General features: G+C 59.1%; 19 protein-coding genes and 6 pseudogenes. 14 read left to right on the top strand and 11 right to left on the bottom strand.

Going from position 1 to position 19,920, the window contains the following annotated elements; all coding sequences use genetic code 11:
- Positions 1–198 precede the first annotated feature (198 nt).
- Positions 199–449: pseudogene (locus NKI39_RS15575) on the bottom strand (transposase); the annotation flags it as partial.
- Here NKI39_RS15575 and virB11 point away from each other — a divergent pair.
- The 5 genes and pseudogenes from virB11 (at position 414) to NKI39_RS15600 (ending at position 5,215) form a co-directional block, all read left to right on the top strand.
- A pseudogene (gene virB11, locus NKI39_RS15580) lies at positions 414–1,395 on the top strand (P-type DNA transfer ATPase VirB11). The pseudogenes NKI39_RS15575 and virB11 overlap by 36 nt on opposite strands.
- Positions 1,392–3,463: pseudogene (locus NKI39_RS15585) on the top strand (type IV secretory system conjugative DNA transfer family protein). Before virB11 ends, NKI39_RS15585 begins: the two co-directional pseudogenes overlap by 4 nt.
- Positions 3,464–3,553: 90 nt before the next feature.
- A complete protein-coding gene (locus NKI39_RS15590) occupies positions 3,554–3,784 on the top strand; it encodes a hypothetical protein (RefSeq protein WP_352832750.1) in 231 nt (76 codons plus the stop codon).
- Positions 3,781–4,062 carry a helix-turn-helix domain-containing protein gene (locus NKI39_RS15595; RefSeq protein ID WP_352832753.1) on the top strand — a complete coding sequence of 94 codons (282 nt, stop codon included), beginning with the start codon at positions 3,781–3,783 and terminating at the stop codon, positions 4,060–4,062. Before NKI39_RS15590 ends, NKI39_RS15595 begins: the two co-directional genes overlap by 4 nt.
- Positions 4,063–5,077: 1,015 nt before the next feature.
- Complete coding sequence (locus tag NKI39_RS15600; protein WP_352832755.1) at positions 5,078–5,215, top strand: hypothetical protein; 138 nt, start codon at positions 5,078–5,080, stop codon at positions 5,213–5,215.
- A gap of 386 nt (positions 5,216–5,601) precedes the next feature.
- On the opposite strand, the gene NKI39_RS15605 is transcribed toward NKI39_RS15600, so the two are convergent.
- Positions 5,602–5,901 carry a DUF1236 domain-containing protein gene (locus tag NKI39_RS15605; protein ID WP_352832757.1) on the bottom strand — a complete coding sequence of 100 codons (300 nt, stop codon included), beginning with the start codon at positions 5,899–5,901 and terminating at the stop codon, positions 5,602–5,604.
- Between the two features lie 489 nt (positions 5,902–6,390).
- Between NKI39_RS15605 and NKI39_RS15610 the strand changes: the two genes are divergently transcribed.
- Together NKI39_RS15610 and NKI39_RS15615 are read left to right on the top strand one after the other, a co-directional pair.
- Positions 6,391–6,558, top strand: coding sequence for a hypothetical protein (locus tag NKI39_RS15610; protein WP_352832759.1), 168 nt, complete (start codon positions 6,391–6,393; stop codon positions 6,556–6,558).
- A 356-nt stretch (positions 6,559–6,914) separates the two neighbouring features.
- A complete protein-coding gene (locus NKI39_RS15615) occupies positions 6,915–7,127 on the top strand; it encodes a hypothetical protein (protein ID WP_352832761.1) in 213 nt (70 codons plus the stop codon).
- Positions 7,128–7,504: 377 nt separating this feature from the next.
- On the opposite strand, the gene NKI39_RS15620 is transcribed toward NKI39_RS15615, so the two are convergent.
- Positions 7,505–7,705 (bottom strand): CsbD family protein, encoded by a 201-nt coding sequence (locus NKI39_RS15620; RefSeq protein WP_352643912.1) that lies wholly within the window; start codon positions 7,703–7,705, stop codon positions 7,505–7,507.
- A 462-nt stretch (positions 7,706–8,167) separates the two neighbouring features.
- Positions 8,168–8,992, bottom strand: coding sequence for a PRC-barrel domain-containing protein (locus NKI39_RS15625; RefSeq protein ID WP_352832764.1), 825 nt, complete (start codon positions 8,990–8,992; stop codon positions 8,168–8,170).
- Between the two features lie 368 nt (positions 8,993–9,360).
- Between NKI39_RS15625 and NKI39_RS15630 the strand changes: the two are divergent.
- From NKI39_RS15630 to NKI39_RS15640, 3 genes and pseudogenes are all read left to right on the top strand, one after another.
- Positions 9,361–9,659: pseudogene (locus NKI39_RS15630) on the top strand (DUF1236 domain-containing protein).
- Positions 9,656–9,913 (top strand): hypothetical protein, encoded by a 258-nt coding sequence (locus tag NKI39_RS15635; RefSeq protein WP_352832766.1) that lies wholly within the window; start codon positions 9,656–9,658, stop codon positions 9,911–9,913. The pseudogene NKI39_RS15630 and the gene NKI39_RS15635 overlap by 4 nt, the downstream one beginning before the upstream one ends.
- Positions 9,914–10,318: 405 nt before the next feature.
- Positions 10,319–10,711, top strand: a complete 393-nt coding sequence (locus NKI39_RS15640) for a hypothetical protein (protein WP_502898573.1) — start codon at positions 10,319–10,321, stop codon at positions 10,709–10,711.
- Between the two features lie 100 nt (positions 10,712–10,811).
- On the opposite strand, the pseudogene NKI39_RS15645 reads toward NKI39_RS15640, so the two are convergent.
- Positions 10,812–11,915 (bottom strand): annotated as a pseudogene (locus NKI39_RS15645) (IS3 family transposase).
- A gap of 77 nt (positions 11,916–11,992) precedes the next feature.
- Here NKI39_RS15645 and NKI39_RS15650 point away from each other — a divergent pair.
- Together NKI39_RS15650 and NKI39_RS15655 are read left to right on the top strand one after the other, a co-directional pair.
- Positions 11,993–12,447 (top strand): annotated as a pseudogene (locus tag NKI39_RS15650) (transposase); the annotation flags it as partial.
- Positions 12,345–14,210: an RHS repeat domain-containing protein gene (locus tag NKI39_RS15655; RefSeq protein ID WP_502898574.1), complete on the top strand. Its 1,866-nt coding sequence runs from the start codon at positions 12,345–12,347 to the stop codon at positions 14,208–14,210. The pseudogene NKI39_RS15650 and the gene NKI39_RS15655, both read left to right, overlap by 103 nt.
- Here NKI39_RS15655 and NKI39_RS15660 read toward each other — a convergent pair.
- The 6 genes from NKI39_RS15660 to NKI39_RS15685 form a co-directional block, all read right to left on the bottom strand.
- On the bottom strand, positions 14,174–15,061 hold the full coding sequence (locus NKI39_RS15660; protein ID WP_502893803.1) for an SDR family NAD(P)-dependent oxidoreductase: 888 nt from the start codon (positions 15,059–15,061) through the stop codon (positions 14,174–14,176). The two genes, NKI39_RS15655 and NKI39_RS15660, sit on opposite strands and share 37 nt — an antisense overlap.
- Positions 15,061–15,840: a hypothetical protein gene (locus tag NKI39_RS15665; protein ID WP_352539231.1), complete on the bottom strand. Its 780-nt coding sequence runs from the start codon at positions 15,838–15,840 to the stop codon at positions 15,061–15,063. Before NKI39_RS15665 ends, NKI39_RS15660 begins: the two co-directional genes overlap by 1 nt.
- An 11-nt stretch (positions 15,841–15,851) precedes the next feature.
- Positions 15,852–16,439, bottom strand: coding sequence for a protein-S-isoprenylcysteine O-methyltransferase (locus NKI39_RS15670; protein WP_352503881.1), 588 nt, complete (start codon positions 16,437–16,439; stop codon positions 15,852–15,854).
- Between the two features lie 200 nt (positions 16,440–16,639).
- A complete protein-coding gene (locus tag NKI39_RS15675) occupies positions 16,640–17,212 on the bottom strand; it encodes a hypothetical protein (RefSeq protein WP_352503882.1) in 573 nt (190 codons plus the stop codon).
- A gap of 139 nt (positions 17,213–17,351) precedes the next feature.
- Positions 17,352–17,486, bottom strand: coding sequence for an ABC transporter (locus NKI39_RS15680; RefSeq protein ID WP_352503875.1), 135 nt, complete (start codon positions 17,484–17,486; stop codon positions 17,352–17,354).
- Between the two features lie 199 nt (positions 17,487–17,685).
- Positions 17,686–18,258, bottom strand: a complete 573-nt coding sequence (locus NKI39_RS15685; protein ID WP_352503876.1) for a L,D-transpeptidase — start codon at positions 18,256–18,258, stop codon at positions 17,686–17,688.
- Positions 18,259–18,448: 190 nt separating this feature from the next.
- On the opposite strand from NKI39_RS15685, the gene NKI39_RS15690 reads away from it, so the two are divergent.
- Both NKI39_RS15690 and NKI39_RS15695 read left to right on the top strand, forming a co-directional pair.
- On the top strand, positions 18,449–19,204 hold the full coding sequence (locus NKI39_RS15690) for an SDR family NAD(P)-dependent oxidoreductase (RefSeq protein WP_352503877.1): 756 nt from the start codon (positions 18,449–18,451) through the stop codon (positions 19,202–19,204).
- 95 nt (positions 19,205–19,299) lie between these two features.
- Complete coding sequence (locus NKI39_RS15695; protein ID WP_352832770.1) at positions 19,300–19,599, top strand: hypothetical protein; 300 nt, start codon at positions 19,300–19,302, stop codon at positions 19,597–19,599.
- The last annotated feature ends 321 nt before the right edge of the window (positions 19,600–19,920 follow it).

Raw genomic sequence — 19,920 nt, forward strand, 5'->3', positions numbered from 1 at the left:
GTTTCCTGATCCGCGCGTTTGCACGTATCAACCTCACATCCGGTCGCCGCTCGAGCGGCTGCACCATAATCCCGCCTGCGGCGGCAAGGGCTCAGGAGGACGAGACCAGTCTCGATGACGGGTTCAAAGCCATGCCGCAATGCGGTCGTCCACCTGGTTCCGGCGGGGCCGATCAGGCCCTGGAATGCGGTCAGATCGTCATGGTCTCACAAAGGCTCCTTCGATCACCACGCCGGCGCGGACGTATTTCCACAAAGCCACGACCGGCTTGCGGGCCAGCGCGGTAATCATCACCTTCTTGAAGCCTCCGCCATTCTGGGCAACTCGCTCGTTGAACCAGCGGCTGAGCGCCGAGGCGGGCTGGTGCCGCAACCAGACCACGCTATTTCCAGCAGCGTCGATCGCAGGCGGGGATTTCCGGATTTTCCGATCCCCTGTTCCCGGTCGATTTCCTGGATGACCCGGCTGTCGTTGAAATCTCGATCAACAAGCCGGGCCACGTCTATGTCGAACGGCTTGGGTCCGATCACATGGAGTTTCACAAGGTCGATGCTCTGACTGCTGAAGAAATCCAAAACATCGGCGAGCGCGTTGCCGGCGCAACTGAGCAGTTCATCAGCCGGAATAGGCCGATCCTGAGCGCAGCTTTGCCAACCAGCGAGCGCATCCATGTCGTTCTTCCGCCTGCCGCGCCGGAAGGCGGGGCCAGTTCCATCCGCAAGCAGGTCGTGAACAATTTTACGCTGGAAGAATATCGCGACAACGGTTCGCTTCAAAAGGTCTCGGTGGCCGTCGGAGGACTAAGCGACACCGATCGCGAGCTGATCGGCTATCTCCGCTCGAACGCCATCTAGGAGTTCATCCACACGCGATCACCAAACGTGTTTCGATCCCCATCAGTGGCGGCACACATCGTCTGGCAAGACCACATTTCTCAATGCGTGCCTGAAGAGCGTTGACCTGCACGAACGTATTCTGACCCTCGAAGACACCAGAGAGCTCTTTCCTCCGCAGCCGAACAAGCTGCATCTCATCGCGTCGAAAGGCGACCAGGGTGCCGCCGACGTGACGATCCTGCACTTGCTCGAGGCGTCACTACGCATGCGGCCGGATCGGCTGTTCGTTGGTGAGATTCGCGGCGCGGAAGCATTTTCCTTCCTGCGCGCCATCAACATCGGCCATCCGGGCTCGATGTCGACGGTCCATGCCGACACGCCTCTAGGGGCGTATGAGCAGTTGGCAATGATGATGCAGCAGGCCGGTATGTCGGCCGGTTTCACCAAGCAGGACCTCACGTCGTATATCCAGATGGTGATCCCGATCGTCATTCAGTTGCGCCGTGAGGGCGGCAAGCGCGGCGTTTCAGAGATTTTTTTCGCGCGGCACGAATCATGAGCAAGGGATACCAGGCCGTCTTCCTGATCTTCTGCCTCGGTGTTGCATTCGCCGTATGGATGCTCGGCTATGGCCTCGGTCTGCAACTCTTCTACAAAGACGGCCGGATCCTGGAAACGACGATCACAACGAATCCATTCGTTCCGATCCAGCAATTTTGGCACTTTGCGGGTAATCCTGCTCTACAGAAGGTCGCGATCGGCTCGGATGTACCCGCGCTTCTCGCCGGCGGCCTCGTCGCTTACGTCGGCCTTCGGACGCAAACCAGCCCGCTCGGTGACGCGGCCTTTCAGGACATCGCTGCTCTGCGCCGCGGCAAGTGGTTTCGCAAGTCCGGTCATATCTTTGGCCGTATCGGCCGCAAAATCCTGCGCACCAAGGATGCTCGTCACCATCTGCTCTCATGCATGAAGGGTCGATGATCGTTACCGACCTCAAGGGAGAGGTTTTCAAAGCGACGGCCGGCTGTCGCCGGCGCAACAGCAGCCAGGTCTTCCTTTTCGCGCCAGGCGCGGAGCGGACGAACCGCTACAACCCTCTCGACTTCACTCGCCAGGAACGTGAAAATCGCACGACCGATATCCAGAACACGGCGAGCATTCTCGTTCCCGAAAACACTGAATCCGAAAACTCGGTGTGGCAGGCGACCGCTCAACAGGTCATGGCAGGCGCTATCAGCTATGTGCTGGAAAGCCCGTTTTACAACGGCCGGCGCAATCTCGGGGAGGTCAACTCGTTCTTCAACAGCGGCGTCGACCTGCAGGCGTTGATGAAATTCATCAAGGCAAAAGAGCCGTACCTGTCCAAATTCACGTTGGAAAGCTTCAACGCTTATCTGGCCCTTTCCGAGCGCGCCGCCGCTTCGGCCTTGCTCGATATTCAGAAGGCGATGCGGCCATTCAAGAACGAGCGTGTCGTCGCTGCGACGAACGTCACCGACATGGATCTCCGTGCGATGAAGCGTCGGCCGATCTCTGTCTACCTCGCGCCCAACATCACGGATATCACGCTGCTCAAGCCGCTCCTGACGCTGTTCGTGCAACAGACAATGGACATTCTTACCCTCGAGCACGATCCGAACTCACTGCCGGTCTACTTCCTGCTCGACGAGTTTCGGCAGTTGAAGAAGATGGATGAAATCATGACCAAGCTGCCCTATGTGGCAGGCTATAACATCAAACTCGCCATCATCATCCAGGACTTGAAGAATCTCGACGAGATTTACGGCGAAACCTCCCGGCATTCGCTGCTCGGCAATTGTGGTTATCTGCTCATTCTAGGCGCGAATGATCAGGCGACCGCCGACCATGCATCCCGTGCGCTCGGCAAACGGACCATCCGCTACCAGTCGGAATCCCGCACGATCGAGCTCTTCGGCCTGCCAAGCCGCACGAAGGTCGAACAGATTCGCGAGCGTGACCTGATGATGCCGCAGGAGATCCGGCAGATGCCGGAGAGAAAGATGGTACCGCTTGTTGAAGGCCAGCGCCCGATCTTCGGCGACAAGCTGCGCTTTTTCGAGACGCAGCCATTCAAGTCCGAGGAAGCCTTTTCGCAGGCTCACATGCCGGATGTGCCACCTATCGAATATCTCCCGGTACAGCCGGTTCCGGCTTTGACCGACGATTACAACCGGGCTGGCCAGCCCGCCGAAGATGCCGGTGCCCCAACTACAGGTATGGCTGATTCCGAAAAGGGAATGTCATCACCATTCAACGGCGCCGCGGTGATGCCGGCCGTCGCTGCGACCATGAAAGCGGCACCAGCAACAAAGGAGCCCGTAACTCGCATCGTGAATTACAAGCCAGCCTGCGAAACGCGCTAAAGCGGCGTCGAATGGCGGATCTGGAAACCAAACGGAGGCGACAGTGGACGTAGCGGCTCTCGACGCGCGGATTAAGGTTGCCGAAGAAAGCCTAAAACCTAGCGCTGAGCGCCTCAAGGAGACGGTTTCTCAGAAAGTCGAAAAGCATCGCCCGCGAAACGGCGAAATTATTTCGATATCTTCGCGACGACGGTCCCCGATCCTGTCGAACTCGGCCTGGAGGGCGCCGAAGCCCAAGCATAGAGAGCTACCAATTGCGGCTCTTTAGGTAAGAGCGGAAGATGTACAGAAATATGGGCGAATGAATACCGAGCCTAGCTGGGACGAAACCAGATGACCCGCGAGCTTGCTGTCTCTGCCCGTCAAGTGACGGCTATATGCAAGGGAGCTGCGAAGGCCGGCTTTATCGCCGAGGTGATTATTGGCGGCGTTACCGTGCGGCTGGTCCCTGGTGGCGCCCCTTCGACTGTGGGGACTGCACCGGAGGAGTTCGACACACTCGCGGAATATCTGGCTTCGCGGGACCAGAACCAGGTAGCGGTTAAAGACGATATCCGCCTATGACCGACGCGCTCCTATCCCCTGCTGAAGCTGCACGGGATCTGTGCATATCGGAGAAGCACCTGCGGGCGCTGACAGTCGCTGGCGAGATCCCGTATGTGAACGTCGGACTCGGTGGGAAGCGGGAAACGCGGCGGTATGAACCCGGAGACATCGAAGCATTTAGGCAGGCGAGAACGACATCCGCCGCCAAATTGCCGTCACCACGTTTGCCTCGATTGTTTATCGACGCAAGCGATTTCCAGGCCCGCCTAGATGCACGGCGAAAGCGTAGGCCATGACGCGCTCCCGCGAAAGCCTTCTGGACGATGACCCGATAACCTTGAAAGAGGCCGCAAGGAAGGCGCGTCAACACTTACGCCACGATTCCTGGCTGCCCGTAGTCACGGCGCATATGCGACGTTCCGTTAGCCGCCGATCGCGTTCCTATCCACGACAATCGCGTGGTGGTACATTTGGTTTGATTTGGTGAATGTTTTTTGTCGTCAGGCTCACCGGGAAACCGGGGAGGTGGTCATGAGAATTACTACCACTCTAGCATGCGTCGCGGTCCTTGCAGGTTGCACAACTGCAGGCCCCCCAGGCCCCTCAGGGCCTATCGGTCCACAAGGTCTTCCCGGCAAGCAGGGATCTAAAGGTGCAATGGGGGCTGAGGGTCCAGCGGGGAAGGACGGCGTCGGCGGTTGGGAAATCACCCAGTATGCAAGCGCGAGTGATACAAGCCCAGACAAATCCGCACAGGCTTGGTGTCCCAAGCCAAAAGTCGTCATAGGTGGCGGTGCCAGCGCGTCAAATTCAAATGCTCTGATTTCTAGGAGCTTGCCGGTTACTTCCCCAGCTCCAGGGTGGGTAGCACAAGCGCATGTAGCGACTACGTCTCCAACAGCTTGGACGCTGACAGCATACGCCATTTGCGCGCTTGTCAAATAGTCGCGCTTGGCCGGGCCGGTGAACTTTGCGTTGTCGCGCCTTCGAGACACAAAGGGCGTTCTAGTCTTCATCCCAAAAATCCTGCAGCGAGGCGTGCCGAAGATCTTCCTCGCCCCTGAAATGCTTCACGCGGGCTTTGATCCGCGGCTTGACCTATTGCGTCGCTGACCGCTTCATCCCCTTTGGCGGCGACCCGGCATGCTCCTGGACCCGCTTCCATAGCCGCTCGCGGATCGCCCGGCTCGAATTGATGAAAGCCGAACCGACATATTTGCGCCGACCCTTATCCAGAGCAGACAGGACGTAGATGAGGTCGCAAGCCGACCCGCAAATGACAATCAAACTCCTGACCCAACAAATTTCTCGGTGGTTGATCTCATTTCGTCGAGCGACGAGGAGGTCTCTCCCCTCGTCAGGCGAACCGAGCGCCTTGCCATTACCGTGACCATAGTAATGGCGATCTTCCTGATCTTCGCACCGGTGGTCTTCATTGCTCTGATGTAGCCCTCCGCGTGCCGATCTCAGGCGAATGCCGCATTGCCCGCTCGCACTCGACGCCCAGCAGTTCGAACTCACTTTCGGGCCTGCAAATCTACCTCGCTCCCGGCGGGGGCATGGCCAAGTGCGCGTGCTTCTGGAAGATGCCAATCTTATCAGGATACGTAATCCGGACCTCGCGTCCGCATCCCTCGCATTTGTAATGGGAAACGACCTGAAACCAGCTGCCGTTCCTGACGACGGCGAAGTTGCAATGCGGGCATTGGAAAGTCAGACCGACGAAGGATAGACTGGGAGAGAGGGACATTGCAGCGCCTCGCATTCTGGAGAGCTCATGCTTGGCTTCCCGCCGCACCCTTCGGCACGGCGGGCGGTCTTCTCAGACGTTCAGGTTACTGGATGACCTTCACGATTTTACGTGTGCCCGGGTCAACGACAACAGTCCGGTTGTCGACGACGACGTAGCGATATTTGACGTTGGGGACTTCATGAAGCTCGACGCTGTCCGGGAGCGTCGAGCCGACATTCAGCTCTACCCCAGGGACTTTCACCGAAGCGAGCGGCTGCTTTTTCACATATTCCTTGATGACGGTTTCCTGCTGCGGGTCAATGACCACGTCCTGGGCGGCGGCGGCACCGACACCGGCCAGCAGCAGAAATGCCGCCGCTGCGGTGGAAAGATGCATTCTCATAGCTATCTCCTTGTAGGGTCGTGAGCGCGGAACAATTGCGCCAAAGCTCCCCCAAACCTGCAGCTTCCGCAGACGTTCCGAACTGAGCCTTCGGTCTGCCGCGCGTAGGACCTTAGTCTGAGTTGCTGCGCGCAATGGCCCCCGCATACGCCGCCGCCCGGAACTGCGTCTGTTCGTACTCATTACGGTCCTTTAAGGGAGGAGAGCCTATGGAGAACAGTGTTCACGAAGCTCGCTGGCTGCTTGCACCGGTTTTCGCCATCTCCATCACCTTCTTGGTGATTGGAATAGTCGCGAGTTGATGGTCTTTAGCCAGAAATGATGCTCCAAACAGTCCCCAGAAATAGTATCTGCGCAGCTAAAGTCCCTTCCTGCGCTGATAGGATCCGCCCGCCAAATCGAGGAGTGGCGGGCGGATCCTCATTTGCAGCTGCCAAGTGACGCGGCGGTGCTATCGTGACTACGGGAAGCTGCTCGGGAAGTGTACCCATGGAAATACGCGACTTCGTTGCCAAGATCTCCGCTGCGCAATCGCCAAGCTCCCATGCCGGTCCTTTTGAAGCCGATCCGCTCGTCGATGGCCGATGTTCCGCCCAAGCCGTTGCAGAGGCCAGCGTATCGATCGCGGCCACCGATTCGACCGCCAGCAACATGTGACCAGACGCTCATTCGTCGCGGCCCTCCGGCCAGCCCTTTGCGAGCGTAAGGTCGGACATCGGAACGAAAGGCGGATACGCGAATTCTACTGCTAGATAATTGGAATCGTCGCCCATGAGGCTCGCGACCCTCCACCTTGAAACTGCGAGATACGGCGACGTATATCGCGCCGCAACGCTCGCGCGACTGAGGAGGCAAATGGTGCGGCACATCAAGCGCACGGACGCCTCGGCGCAGAAAGTCGAGCAAGCGCTAGCCAAGTTGGCCGAAGCAAACGTACCCATGAACCGGCTCACGTGGCAGCAGTAGGGCCACGCTCATGCCCGCCACCGCAAGCCGCGGGTGGCCCGCCCGAGGTGACGATCCAGGCCCGTATCGGCGCCAGAGAGCCGCATAATTACTCGAACGACAGCAGCCACCCCGTGCGGATGCTCGTGCTAATCGAATCTTCTATGGTCGTCTTCTTCCGCGACATCGGCACGGCCGAGCCGCAGACGCAGCCCAACTTCGCCCGGATCGGCGCGGCGATGCAGCATCACGGTATAGAAATGCTGACAATGGTGGCCTGAGTTGCATCGCAATTTCGAGGGGCTTCGGGGCACTTGCGTCGCCACATCCGGCGATGTGAGTGTCCCCGAAACCATCGGCCCGCCGCAGGATATGGATATAAGTTCCGCGATCAGATCGCTTTCGCCAGCGGCTTCAATTCGAGCATGCATTTCTCGCGCGCCTTCAAAAGAATACGATGTCGCGCCGCGCGAGCTGTACGACAGGCTGCGCGCGTCGCGGCATTAGGGTCGAAGCTCAATCAGCTGGCTGCCGCCAACGCCTGAGATGGGCGAGCCCCCCACGTAACTCACATTCCGCGCTTGTGATGCGCGAGCAATATTTCACCATCGGCTCGCAATTCGCCTTTTGGGGCCAAGAAATCGATACAGATCCGGCGCTAGGTGAGTCGTCTGGACCAGTCGTCTATCTGGCGCTCTGCCTCTTCCTTGGCAATTCCATATCGCTCCTGAATACGTCCGGCGAGTTGGTCACGATTGCCCTCGATGCGATCAAGATCATCGTCGGTAAGATCACCCCATTGCTCCTTCGCTTTGCCTTTGAACTGCATCCATTTTCCCTTGATTTGATCCCAGTTCACACTTTCCTCCTTTGGTGTTCAAAGGAAATGCAAATGGACACCATACGTTCCCGAACAGCGGATCACTCATGACGATTATTATTGGCGACGCAGCAAAAAGCCGCCGGGCGAAGCCAGCGGGGCGAATTGGAGTAGGGGTCGAATGGGAACGATCCGTGTCTTGAAATTACGCTCGATCGAAAGGTTCCTCAGCGGGATCAGCTGGCGCGTGCCAAGGCTTCGGCTGGGGGGCTTTTTGATCATCGCTACTTTTCCTTCTGACCTTTTTTAATCTCGTACGACAGCCAGCCGTTTCATCAACAGAAGCACGTCATTTGGAAGGCTGAGAAGGTGGCAAAAACTTCACTGCATTTGCTCAAGTATAGCGCGGCAATTTGGGAGAGACTATCACGAACATCGCGATTGCCGGCAAACAAGGAGCCCAGCGGTTCTCAACCCGGGCTCTTAAGCATAGCGGACCTGCTACTTCAGAATCATGCGCTGCTTATCGCGATTCTGGGCATAGGTGCCCTTGTCGTAAGCCATTTGGGCATCAAGCTGGTCTTTTGTGAAGTTGGTGTAGAGATACTTGTTGCCGTTTTTGTCGCTCATGAATTTTAGGTTCTCCATCCCAACAGCGACTTCCTTTGATCCGATGCCGAGAAATCCCCCAACGTCAACTATTATTGCATCCACCTTTTTGTCGCCGCTCAGAACGACGTCGCCAATCTTTCCGACATTTGCGTCGTCGGCGCCGTAAACCGTGGTGCCAATCAGATCTTCTGCACGGATCTTATCTATTGGCATTTCAGTCAGCGATGACCTGTCAATGGCCCCGGTGGAGGTCTTGTCAACAGTGGCTGCAGGCTGCTTGGTCGCGTTCGATGCTGAAGCTGTCTCATATGCCGTTGCATCGAAGCTGGGCTGCGCCTCTAGTTCCTGTTTGGTCGTCGGCACGACAAGCCAGCGGCTGCCGTTCTTTTCTGCCCACTGAGCCTTGGCAAAATCAAGGGCGACGTTCTTCTCACCGACTCCCAAGAAACCGCCAACGCCGATGATGATAAGTTTGGCCGTTCCATCCTTCGCGAGCACTATGTCCTTGACGTCACCGATCTTCTCGGCATTGTCAGCGGTCCCATTGTAGACGTCGGTGCCGATAAATTTGGTCACTAGGTTGCCATCGGGAACGACCGCAGGGGCTGCAAGCGTGGCTTCAGGCTGTGTTGCGGCAGCAAGCTTGTCTCCGGTATAGGCGCCGGTTGCCAGCAGCGTGGCCAGCGCTGTGGTCGCCAAAAGTTTCCGGATCATGATGTTCTCCTTGTGTTTCGCGTGGTGTGACGCGCGCGCCGGCCGTCCATCGGACGCTCAAACGCGAGTTGAAAACGCGAAGTGCCTGATCGAAGTTCCAACACGTTAGCTGGCTCAGCTACTCCCCACCACAGTTGCAAAAAAGCCCCGCCAGAGCGCGCTGACGGGGCCAGTTGGCGACTCAATCTCTTCGTCGCCGATGATGAAAGGAGATTGACCAAAACGTCTTGAGAGACATGTTGTTCCGGTGGAGGAACCCAGGAGGGGGGTGTTGGAGCAATCATGTTCGCGAGCGTTTAGCAGCCATCCGGCCTGTAGGCGCGCGCGGCAGGGCGTTTTCTAGGCCGCTCGAATGGATGGAGGCAGTCATGAGAATACACATTGCCACCGCAGCGGCCGGACTCCTGCTTCCGGCCGGTGTTGCGGCCGCGTTGCTCAGGAGGTGGTCATCGAGCCTGAAAAGGAAACGGTCATTAAGGAGTACGTGAAAAAGCAGCCGCTGGCATCGGTGAAACTTCCGGGCGTGGAGCTCAACATCGGCTCAACGCTGCCCGACACCGTCGAGCTTCATGAACTTGCCAACGTTAAATACCGTTACACCGTTATCGACAACCGAACCGTAGTGGTGGACCCCGACACACACAAGGTTGTCAAGATCATCGAATGACAGGGAAAGTCCGCCAGGCGGCAGGCGCCGCCTCCGCGGGCGAAAAGGAGCGCCACGCTCGTGATCCACCTTTCGAGCGACGCGGCGGTCAAGGCTGGTGCGCCTATGGCAAAGGCAAGGCGGCTCGCCACCTGACGGCAATCTGGACAGAAAGGGCAAAGGCTGAAGCCGTTCGTTTCCTCGCCGCACCAATGCACAAGTTGGCTGTCCCCGATACCGATCGCATGTATCTGGCGCAGCAGAACCTTGCCTGAATCTGTGCAGCCAAGGCCGATCCTAATAACCGCCCGCACTAGGACGACACCTCCATACGCGCTGCTAGGCGTGCCGCAGGCCTTCCTCGCCGCGCAGGTGCTTCACAGGGCCGATCAGGTCCGGCTTGACCCAGCCCATTCCGTGGCCGGCCGCTTCATCCCTTCGGCACCATTGCCTTGATGCAAATATACGTACGTACGTATTTTGCCGATCTGAGGATCGCTTGGCAGGACGTTCCACCGTTGCGCGCGACGCTGTGGTGCTCGCTCACATATGGGCGTACAGATGGCATTGGGTACGGCTGTGCGTTCGCGCCGCGGTGCGTTGGATGATGTCATTGGGATTCCTGTGTGAAAAGATCCTGCTAGGATTGCCGATTGCGCCTGTGCCCCCATAGTCACGGCATGAAGGCGGAGTATGTTGAACTGGTCTTGTTGGAGCAGTCACTCGCCAACACAGGCGGTATGAATCGGGCGTTTTCCGATCGAGTGGATGACATCGCGGAGAAAACTGGCGGATCTGTCTTGTTCGACGTTCGCGTGGACGGCGATTCTCGCATTCAGAGGATGGCGGCGATAGGGTACGGCGCGAACGAGACCGTGGTAGCAATCGTAATGGATAAAAACGGACAACTTAGATCCGCGCCGGTGGACGCAGACAACGACTTTTTGGTGGCCGAACTAACCGCGTGGAGTTCGCTGCCGATGGCAGAGCAAGCCTCTGCCAACTACCGCGGCGCGGCAGCGAGCTTGCTTGCGAAGCTTCGTAAATCGGGCCGTTTCGACCGGTCTACCTGATCTTTCTCAAAGTCGAATGGCGGTGGCGTGAGTAGCCCAGGTCTGCAACTTGGCCTAGTCGTTGACCCTGTGGCCTGCTGCCGGTTTTTCGGACACGAGGTCAAGCTAGCATAGCTTGTTCCTCGAACTCGACAGGGCTCAGATAGCCCAGCGTCGAGTGCCTTCGCCGAGGGTTATAGAAGCGCTCGATGTAATCGAACACATCCGCCCTCGCGTCATCTCTCGTCCTGTAGACCTTGCGGGCTGTGCGCTCGGTCTTGAGCGACGAGAAGAAGCTCTCCATCGCAGCGTTGTCCCAGACGTTGCCCGACCGGCTCATTGAACAGGTGATGCCGTGTCGGCCATCAGTCGCTGGAACTGCTCGCTCGTGTATTGCGATCCCTGGTCGGAGTGGTGCAACAGGCTGTCGGGCTTGCCTCTCCTCCAGATCGCCATGATGAGAGCGTCGGTGACGAGCTGCGCGGTCATCTCGGCCTTCATCGCCCAGCCGACGACACGGCGGGAGAACAGATCGACGACGGCGGCAACGTAGATCCATCCTTCCGCAGTCCAGACGTAGGTGAAGTCGGCGACCCACTTCTGGTTCGGGGCCGATGCCTCGAAGGCGCGATCGAGGAGGTTGTCCGACACGGCGGCTCGCTCGCCGGTATCTTTCGGCAGTCCGCGCCGGCGTGGACGTGCCCGGAGGCCGTTCTCCCGCATGAGGCGTTCGATGCGATGCAGTCCGCAGGAAAGCCCCTCTGCCAGAACGTCGTGCCAGACCCGACGCGCGCCGTAGGTGCGGTCGCTGCTTTTGAAGCTTCGGTCGATCCTGGAAACGAGGATCTCGTCATGCCGGGAGCGAACGCTACGGCTGCGGTTGAGCCAGGCATGGAAGCCCGAGCGGGACACATCCAGCGCACTGCACAGCCATGCCACCGGCCAGATGCCCCGGTGCCTCGCGATGAAAGCGAACCTCATGTCACTTCCCTCGCCAAGTAGGCTGCGGCCTTTTTTAGGATGTCGCGCTCCGCCTTCACTTTGGCGACTTCCTTGCGCAGCCGGTCGATCTCGAGCTGCTCCGGCTTCATCTGCCCATGACCGGGAAAGGCATGCTGCGGATCAACGCTCGTCTCGCGGATCCATTTGCGCAGCACATTCTCATGGAGATCAAGATCACGGGCTGGTGGGTAACCGCGACGCCCCGATCCTTCACCAACCTCATTGCCTCAAGCTTGTGACCTTGCCCCTCTGATCTAATCCGGTTTGAATTTCGTTCTGGCCCATCGAGAGGACCAGGACATGAAACGTAGCCGCTTCTCTGAAGAGCAGATTATCGGAATTTTGAAGGAACATGAGGCCGGGGTATCGGTTGCCGATCTGTGCCGCAAGCACGGGGTCAGCGACGCCTCGATTTACAACTGGAAGGCCCGCTTCGGCGGGATGGATATCTCCGAGGCTCGGCGACTGAAGGCTCTGGAGGACGAGAACACGCGGCTGAAGCGGCTTCTGGCCGACGCCATGCTCGACAATGCCGCGTTGAAGGATCTTGTGGGAAAGAAATGGTGACGCCCGCGGCCAAGCGGAAAGCTGTCGCTCGCCTGAAGGAAGGCTTCGGGATGAGCGAACGGCGGGCGTGTAAAGCCATCGGCTGTTGCCGCATGACGGTTCGCTACGAGACCAGCAGGCCGGACGACCGCGAGCTTCGCGAGCGGATGAAGGCGATCGCGCAGGAGCGTCGCCGGTTCGGCTACCGTTCTGCCGGCCCTACCAGGTCTCGCAGAGCATCACCGGCGCCTATGCCAAGACGCGCTTCGAGAACGAGGGCAATCCGGCGACACAGGCGCTGGCCAAGCTGACGCCGTTGCCCAATGGGGCGGGCGAGGATTTTGTCCGCTCCTATTATGACGGGCTTGGCCGCGTCTATCGGGTGGAAACGCCTGGCGAGACGGCGGCCGGCGCCAAGCGCATTGCCGACACCGACTACGATCTGCGTAGCAATGTCCTGCGCACCGCCTTCCCAAGGTTCGTCGGCGACACGGCACAGTGGTCCACCAACAGCTACGAGTGGAACGACCGGCCGGTGAAGACCGTCTATGCCGACGCCAGCCAGACGATCTTTGCCCACAGCCTCGACAGCGGCAGCGGCACCAATCCGCGGCTTTATGCGGTCACCCAGACCGACCAGATCAATGCGACGACCACACGCCAGTCGAAGAGCGTGTCCTCGACGCGCGGCCATGTCGTGCAAATCGTGCGCGATCTCGGCGGGCTCAATCTGACGGAGGGCCGCAGCTACGATGTCCTTGGCCGGCTGGTCGGGGTCAGCGATCCCGGCGGCTCTGCCTGGACCTACAGCTACGACATGGTCGGCAACCGGCTGAGTGCCTCGGATCCGGATCTCGGCTCATGGTCGTACATCTATGATGGCGCCAATCGTCTGACCAGCCAGACGGATGCCCGTGGCACCGTCACCGCTCTCGCCTATGACCAGATGGACCGGCTGACCCTGAAGACGGCAACGGCGTCCGGTGGCAGTGCGGTGACGCTGACCCAAAACACCTACGACCAGGCAGCGGCCGGCTTCTACAACATCGGCCAGCTGACGACATCCACCAACCCTGCGGCCACTCAAGGCAACAAGTATGACGGCTTCGGCAAGCTCGCCCGCCAGGACGTCACCATCGGCACGCTGACGCACACCACGACCGGCGTGCGCGATGCCTCCGGCCAGACGCTGCGCACCCAGTACCTGCCGGTGCAGCTCGACTTCGGCACGGCGGCCGCACCGCTGCAATATACCGTGGGCAACAAGTTGCTCTCGGCTTCCGGCTTCATCACCTCGACCATCTACGGGGCCGACGGCCAGACGAAAGAGATCACCTATGCGAACGGCGTAAAAACCTCCTTCAGCTATTCACTGACCCGACGCTGGCTGACCCGCGTCACCACGGCCAGGGGCGCAACAGTCCTGCTCGACGATCTATATGCCCGCGATCTCATCGGCCGCATCACCGGCACGACCGGGCTCACCGCTTCCGACAGCTGGACCTATGGCTACGACAAGGCCGATCGGCTGACTTCGAGCGACAATCTTGGCAACAACACGCTGGACGAGACGTTCGTCTATGCCGCCAACGACAATCTGACCTCGCGCACCCGTGTTGCCGGAACCTATGTCTATCCCTCGGCCACATCGCCGCGTCCGCACGCCCCGACCGCGGACGGCGCCAAGACGCTCACCTATGACGCCAACGGCAACATGACCGCCGACGGCACCAGGACGCTCGCCTGGGACGAGGCCAACCGGCTGAAGACCGTCACCCAGGCCGCCAACACCGTTTCTCTCTCCTACGGGCCGGACGGCGCGCGCGCCAAAAAGACCTCGTCCTTTGCCACCACGCTCTATCCCGACGCTTCCGTCGAGATCGATCCGGCGACACCGGGAGCGGAGATCTACACCCGAGCGGGCGTGCTGGTCCTTCAGGGGATAATTCCCCGAGGGCCCCGGCGTAGCTGAATCTGGCGGGTACCGCAGCATTTCTTGAACTTCATACCTGAACCGCAAGGACATTGATCATTGCCGCCGCGTTGCAGCCGGCCGACCAGGGGCAGCAGCGCTGCTGAAGGCAGGAGCGCTGCCGCAAGGGCAGCCAACTTGCCCGAGATTCCCGGTACGACGAGGCGACGACCGGATTTGAACCCTCGCCACGCCCGTTCGGCCACATACTCCGGATCCACCTTGGGCAAGATGTTGAAGAGCGCCGTCTGATTGGCGCCTGATCTTGCGAGAAACTCCGTCGACACCGGGCCTGGTGCAACGCATGTGACCGTCACACCGGTTCGGCGCAATTCCTGGTGAAGCGCCTCTGAGAAGAAGCGCACGAAAGCTTTGCTGGCGAAGTACAGAGCCATATAAGGCCCGGGAACGAACCCGGCCACGGAACTGAGATTGAGCACCCCGCCCCGTCGGCGCGCCACCATTCCCGGCAGAAAATGGAGGGTCAGTTCTGTGAGGGAATGTATGTTGAGATCGATGATGCCCAGTTGATCATCAATAGGCAGCGCCGTCGTCGCGCCCCGCAGGCCATAGCCGGCGCTGTTGACCAGGACATCACAGACCAGGCCGTGTGTGGACAGAAAGCCCTCCATGCGCGTCGGCGCATCGCCTGCCACGAGATCCAACTCGAGCGTGAATGCCTCGCCGCCCGCCTCCCTAACCTCAGACGCCGCGGCGGCCAAACCCTCGGGCGAGCGGGCAACCAGCACAACCGCACCGCGCTCCCTTGCCGCGACGCTCGCAATCGCCCGGCCAATTCCACCCGAGCCGCCAATCACGACGATAGCTGGCCGGTATTCACAGTGCGAAATCACGTCGCGTTCCTCTGTCTTGCAGGAGCGGAAACTCCTTGACCGAGCAGCATCACTTCATTGGCGACAGTGCCGTTCAGGATCTTTTCGAATCTCTCCAGTGCTCGTGCGACGTTCGCTCCATCCATGACCCGGTGATCGTAGTGGATGCGGACATTCACCGATCCGTCTTTGCCGATCGGACCGTAGTTCAGAAGCGTGGTCAGTGGTGTCAGCGGGTTGAGTGATTCCGCACCGAGACCAGAATAGACCGACAGTTGGAAGGTACCGAAGTAATTTGCCCTTTGCCGGGCGATGTTCAACCCTAGCCACATAAGCAGCCACCTGACTGGCGCGGGCGCACCTGCCACCCGCAAGGCACGCCGAAACTCCGGGACCTCCAGGATCGGCCGTGATCGAGCCGCATGGATGGATCCCTCAAGTTCCGTGATGGAGTAGCGCTCCGGGCACTTGATGCAGCTCAGCAGAACGGCCGGCTCGCCATCATATTCGCGCTCGTGGGCAATCGAGGCTACGCTTGCCGGATACTCATAAAGCTGCGGCCAGGGCAACTTGACATAGGCGCGCCGCAGCTCCGGCATCTCTAGGGCAAGAAGCGCATATCCTTTCAGGAAGATCGCGGTCCAGGAGGGCCTGGTCTGCTGCGCCATTCTAGCCCTTACGAGTGGGCTGAGGTTCATCTGACGCTGCACCGCGACCCGTGGCACGCCGATCGAAAACCTCATCAGATCGCCAACAAGGCGCCGGGGCGCGGAAAGCTTGAGGGCTCGGCCTCGCATAAAACGTACCTCTAATAAAGATAAGGGACTATTCGCTTGGTCTTTTCCATATAGGCACGGTATTGCGGGCCGAAATTCTCCAGCATCATACGCTCTTCCTCGTCCACTCTCAGCAGGAAAAGGACTGCGAACCCAATCAAACCCGATATGCCCGCAATCCAGTTCGCCAGCAAAAAGACCTGGCCGAGGCCCATGAGCAGGAACGAGGTATACATCGGGTGGCGGACCAAAGCGTATGGTCCGGCGCAGATGAGTTCATGCCGTTCGCGAATCTCCAGCGTAATCGACCAGTTCCGGCCAAGTTCCTTATGGGATCTGCGAAAAACCCATAGCGCGGAGCAGAAGATGATTGTGCCGAGAGCCACGGCCCAAACGCTGGCCGGGTGGTCAGCCGCTGCGGGCATGCCGGTGACAACATAGAAGGCAGGCAGGATTGCGAGGCCAAACAGAGCAGATGCAAGCCCGACGATGTCGGAACGTGAGCGGTAGCCAGTTACAATTCGCACGCGCCTTGCCCGGCGCTCGAAGGGATACCGAATCACGTACCAAGCAACGATGCCGATCACCCAAATGACCTCGCCAAGTGAGGCTGCCGCAATGCTCACTTCAGGTCACCAGCGCCCTTTCTGCGATCGCGACTGTAGCAGCTGCCCCTGAGTATGGCCACTTCACCCATCGTCTCGATTTCGTCACCGGCCGACCTTCAGGCGCAGCGATCCTCTCCGAGTTAGTCCGCAGACGCGAAAGCCGGAGGGGCAGTACCGATCGCATTCGGTCCCATTCATCCCTCGAATCTTGGTTATGTATTCATCTCCCGAAGCTCGGTTATGAATTGTTGCGGCCGGAGCTGAATGGCGGGAGTCTTATATCCCATGGAATGAGCGATGTCCGCCACGAAGCCGTTGCAGTTCAAGACCGTCGCCTGCCAGACATGCGAGCTCGCCTGCAGCTTGCGGATGTAGGCAACGACTTTGTCGTATTCGGCCCGGGTCAATATGATTTGCCAGCTTGCGGATCTGTATGGTTCTTCCAGATCACCGTCGCTCCACCCGGTTTCGGCTGGCACCGGCACGATATGGCCCAGAACATAGGGAACCGCACTGTTCGAAGCCGGGTGAAGGCCCGCGACTTGGGGATCGATCATTCTCCCGGCCCGGTCCAGGCGCCCAAAAACTGCGTAGGTGTGGCCGTAGCTTAGGGCGTAGCGGGAGCGGAACTCGATGAAGTACCGCTCGTCGTTTTTTTGAGGCGCAGCTCCGCCATCGGCATAAGATACGAAATTCGGCTGGGGCGGCAGGTCTTTCGTCTGACATGCCGCTGCCGGGAGGGCCACCAACGCCACAAGCAAGAGACGGCTACTTAGAAGCGTCATCGCCGCGTCCATTCCCGAACTTCACAACGCACAGACCTAATAACGGCCTATGCTCGCCAACCGCTATGAAGCCGGCCAAAGCCCCGGCTGCGTATGTATGGGGAAGGGCTTGGCACCCCTTCCCCATACAAGCCGGTCCTTACTTAATCACTGGTTGCTCTACCGGAGCGGGTGCCGGAGCCTTACCCTTTCCTTTGCCGATCCAGTCGTTCGCGCAGCCGCTCAGGCTGGCAACGGCGAGCACAGCAACCATTGCAATCAATATCCTGTTCATCAAGCAATCCTTTCCCCGGGGGCGGAATAGCCTATGGAATCGCCACAACTAAAACGATATGCAGCCCCACGAAGTTAGCTGCGATCTACACCAACGCCTAGTGCAGAAATGACACAGTTGGCACGCGGTTGCCGGCGGCACCTTTGCGGTGACGTGCTGGCAGGGTTCACCATCCAACGAAGATCAGGCCTGCCCACCATCAAACAACCACCACCGTCGTGCCCAAAGGAGTACGGTCGTAGAGGTCAATGACGTCGTCATTTATCATACGGATGCACCCGTTCGATACCGCTGTGCCTATCGTCCATGGCTCGTTTGTACCATGTATCCGGAAGTGGGTGTCGCGCCCGTCTCGATAGAGATAAAGGGCACGCGCACCAAGCGGGTTGTTTGGTCCGCCAGGGACCCCCCCTGCATACTGCACCAGGCGCGGCTTGCGCTGCATCATGCTGGCGGTGGGTGTCCACGACGGCCAGTCCGCCTTGCGGCCGACGGTCGCTGTACCCTTGAAGGAAAGTCCCTGCTCGCCGACGCCAACGCCGTAGCGCGTCGCCCACCCGTCAGACTCGACGGCATAGAGAAAACGGTGCGAAGTATCGACGACGATCGTTCCGGCCGGCTCGTTTCCGTCGTACCGCACATGCTGCCGTCGGTAACGAGGATTCAGGCCACGCCTTGGTCCGAACGCGGATGAAATCGACGTGCATCCGGAGATCATCAGAGCCAGACTACCCAGCACGAGCCCCCGGCGCGCAATGTGGTGTTCTTCCATTTGTACCTGCTAGGAAACTGGTCATCTACCGCCGCCCTCGTCTCTACCATTCCGAGGCCTGCGGGCCAAGTCTCGCTGTGTGGTGGCAAAAATGAATTCACAGGATTAAACAAGCGAATTGGAGCGAAACTTCTTGCGATGACCGTCTGCCTCTGTTCGGTTATGTCAGAAATGGCATAGGACAGAGCCGATGAAGCCTGACTTCCATGGTAAAGTCGCGATTGTGACCGGCGCAGGCTCCGGAATAGGTGCGGCTGTTTCACGGCAACTCGCGCAAGAAGGAGCCGAGATTGTTGTCGCCGACCTTGATGCCGAGGCCGCGCGCTGCACAGCCGCCGAAATAAGCTCGCAAGGAGGCAGGGCCTACGACTTTGCGGTAGATGTCACGGATGCGGCAGCAGTGGAAAAGCTGATCGAGTTCACTGTCCAGAAATGCGGCGGACTGGATATGGCGGTAAACAATGCAGGTATCGACGGCATTCGAAAAGCAACGGCAGACTATCCGCTCGACAACTGGCACAAACTGATAAACGTTAATCTCAATGGCGTTTTCTACAGCATGAAGTACGAAATCGCCGCGATGCTGGATCGAGGCGGAGGTGCCATCGTGAACATGTCCTCTGTTCTCGGTTCCGTCGGCTTGCCAACTGCGTCCGCTTACACGGCAGCGAAACACGGGGTCGTTGGATTAACCAAGGTTGCGGCGATTGAATATGCTAGGATGGGCATCCGGATCAATGTCGTCGGCCCCGGCTGGATCGAAACGCCTCTTTTATCGGAGCAAATGGAGGCATTAGCCAGCCGGCGCATGGCGGGTCTTCAGCCGATGGGCAGGCGCGGGAAACCGGAAGAGGTAGCGGCTCTTGTGTGCTTCCTGTTGTCCGACCAGGCCAGCTTTATCACTGGGAGCTACCATCTGGTGGACGGAGCTTACACCGCCCATTAGTGCAGTGGAGACCGGTAACTTCTCTGGGGTGAGCGCGGCCACGATTTGTTAGGGTCGACTGGGCCATCACCATCTCTTTGGTTTCGGAGGTAGTGATGGGAATGGAGTGGACGATTTCGATCGAAGGGACGAACGAATTCGGCGACATCTGTCGCCGAGAGGTCCGGATCGAGAAAAGCGATGAGCGTCTGCGTGAAGGACACCTGGGCCTGTCGATCGACGACGGCAAGAAGATCATGGCCACCCTGCAAACAGCGGTTGTGACCCAGGAGGCGAAAGCCTACACCCTGTTTCGACGGGTCTGTCCGGATTGCCACAATCTTCGGCAACCGACAGCAAGTTCCACGTGCGGCTGTCGGCGGCGTGATGCGGCATCCGTCCGCGGCAGGGTATGAAATCGCGCAAAATCGTAAAGTGGCGCACAGCACGCGATTCGAACCGCCAACAGGCGCAGGGACTCAATTTAGCAAGTGAATTCAGTAACAGCACTGTATTGGCGGTATCCCTCTCCCGACTCGAACCCCCGAATAAGCGGTTCGATCCTGCTTGCATCACTGCATGTCCAGGGCCGCCAACTTCCTTCATGAGCGCGCGAAATTCAACTGAAGGCGCAAGGCAAAGTTCGAAAAGCTTCCAGGAACCCCAGCCAAACTGGACGCTGGGCAGGCAACTTCGCTCCACGAGCCTCTTTCGTTCTACAGTCGCGACTACTTCTG

Origin of the sequence: Mesorhizobium sp. M0664, from assembly GCF_040320565.1 — a bacterium.
Taxonomy (GTDB): Bacteria; Pseudomonadota; Alphaproteobacteria; order Rhizobiales; family Rhizobiaceae; genus Mesorhizobium.

Excerpts from the sequence above, each read along its gene's own strand:
- NKI39_RS15590 (WP_352832750.1), top strand. The coding sequence starts at position 3,554 with ATGACCCGCGAGCTTGCTGTCTCTGCCCGTCAAGTGACGGCTATATGC.
- NKI39_RS15595 (WP_352832753.1), top strand. The coding sequence starts at position 3,781 with ATGACCGACGCGCTCCTATCCCCTGCTGAAGCTGCACGGGATCTGTGC.
- NKI39_RS15605 (WP_352832757.1), bottom strand. The coding sequence starts at position 5,901 with ATGAGAATGCATCTTTCCACCGCAGCGGCGGCATTTCTGCTGCTGGCC.
- NKI39_RS15610 (WP_352832759.1), top strand. The coding sequence starts at position 6,391 with ATGGAAATACGCGACTTCGTTGCCAAGATCTCCGCTGCGCAATCGCCA.
- NKI39_RS15625 (WP_352832764.1), bottom strand. The coding sequence starts at position 8,992 with ATGATCCGGAAACTTTTGGCGACCACAGCGCTGGCCACGCTGCTGGCA.
- NKI39_RS15635 (WP_352832766.1), top strand. The coding sequence starts at position 9,656 with ATGACAGGGAAAGTCCGCCAGGCGGCAGGCGCCGCCTCCGCGGGCGAA.
- NKI39_RS15640 (WP_502898573.1), top strand. The coding sequence starts at position 10,319 with ATGAAGGCGGAGTATGTTGAACTGGTCTTGTTGGAGCAGTCACTCGCC.
- NKI39_RS15665 (WP_352539231.1), bottom strand. The coding sequence starts at position 15,840 with ATGCGAGGCCGAGCCCTCAAGCTTTCCGCGCCCCGGCGCCTTGTTGGC.
- NKI39_RS15675 (WP_352503882.1), bottom strand. The coding sequence starts at position 17,212 with ATGACGCTTCTAAGTAGCCGTCTCTTGCTTGTGGCGTTGGTGGCCCTC.
- NKI39_RS15680 (WP_352503875.1), bottom strand. The coding sequence starts at position 17,486 with ATGAACAGGATATTGATTGCAATGGTTGCTGTGCTCGCCGTTGCCAGC.
- NKI39_RS15685 (WP_352503876.1), bottom strand. The coding sequence starts at position 18,258 with ATGGAAGAACACCACATTGCGCGCCGGGGGCTCGTGCTGGGTAGTCTG.
- NKI39_RS15690 (WP_352503877.1), top strand. The coding sequence starts at position 18,449 with ATGAAGCCTGACTTCCATGGTAAAGTCGCGATTGTGACCGGCGCAGGC.
- NKI39_RS15695 (WP_352832770.1), top strand. The coding sequence starts at position 19,300 with ATGGGAATGGAGTGGACGATTTCGATCGAAGGGACGAACGAATTCGGC.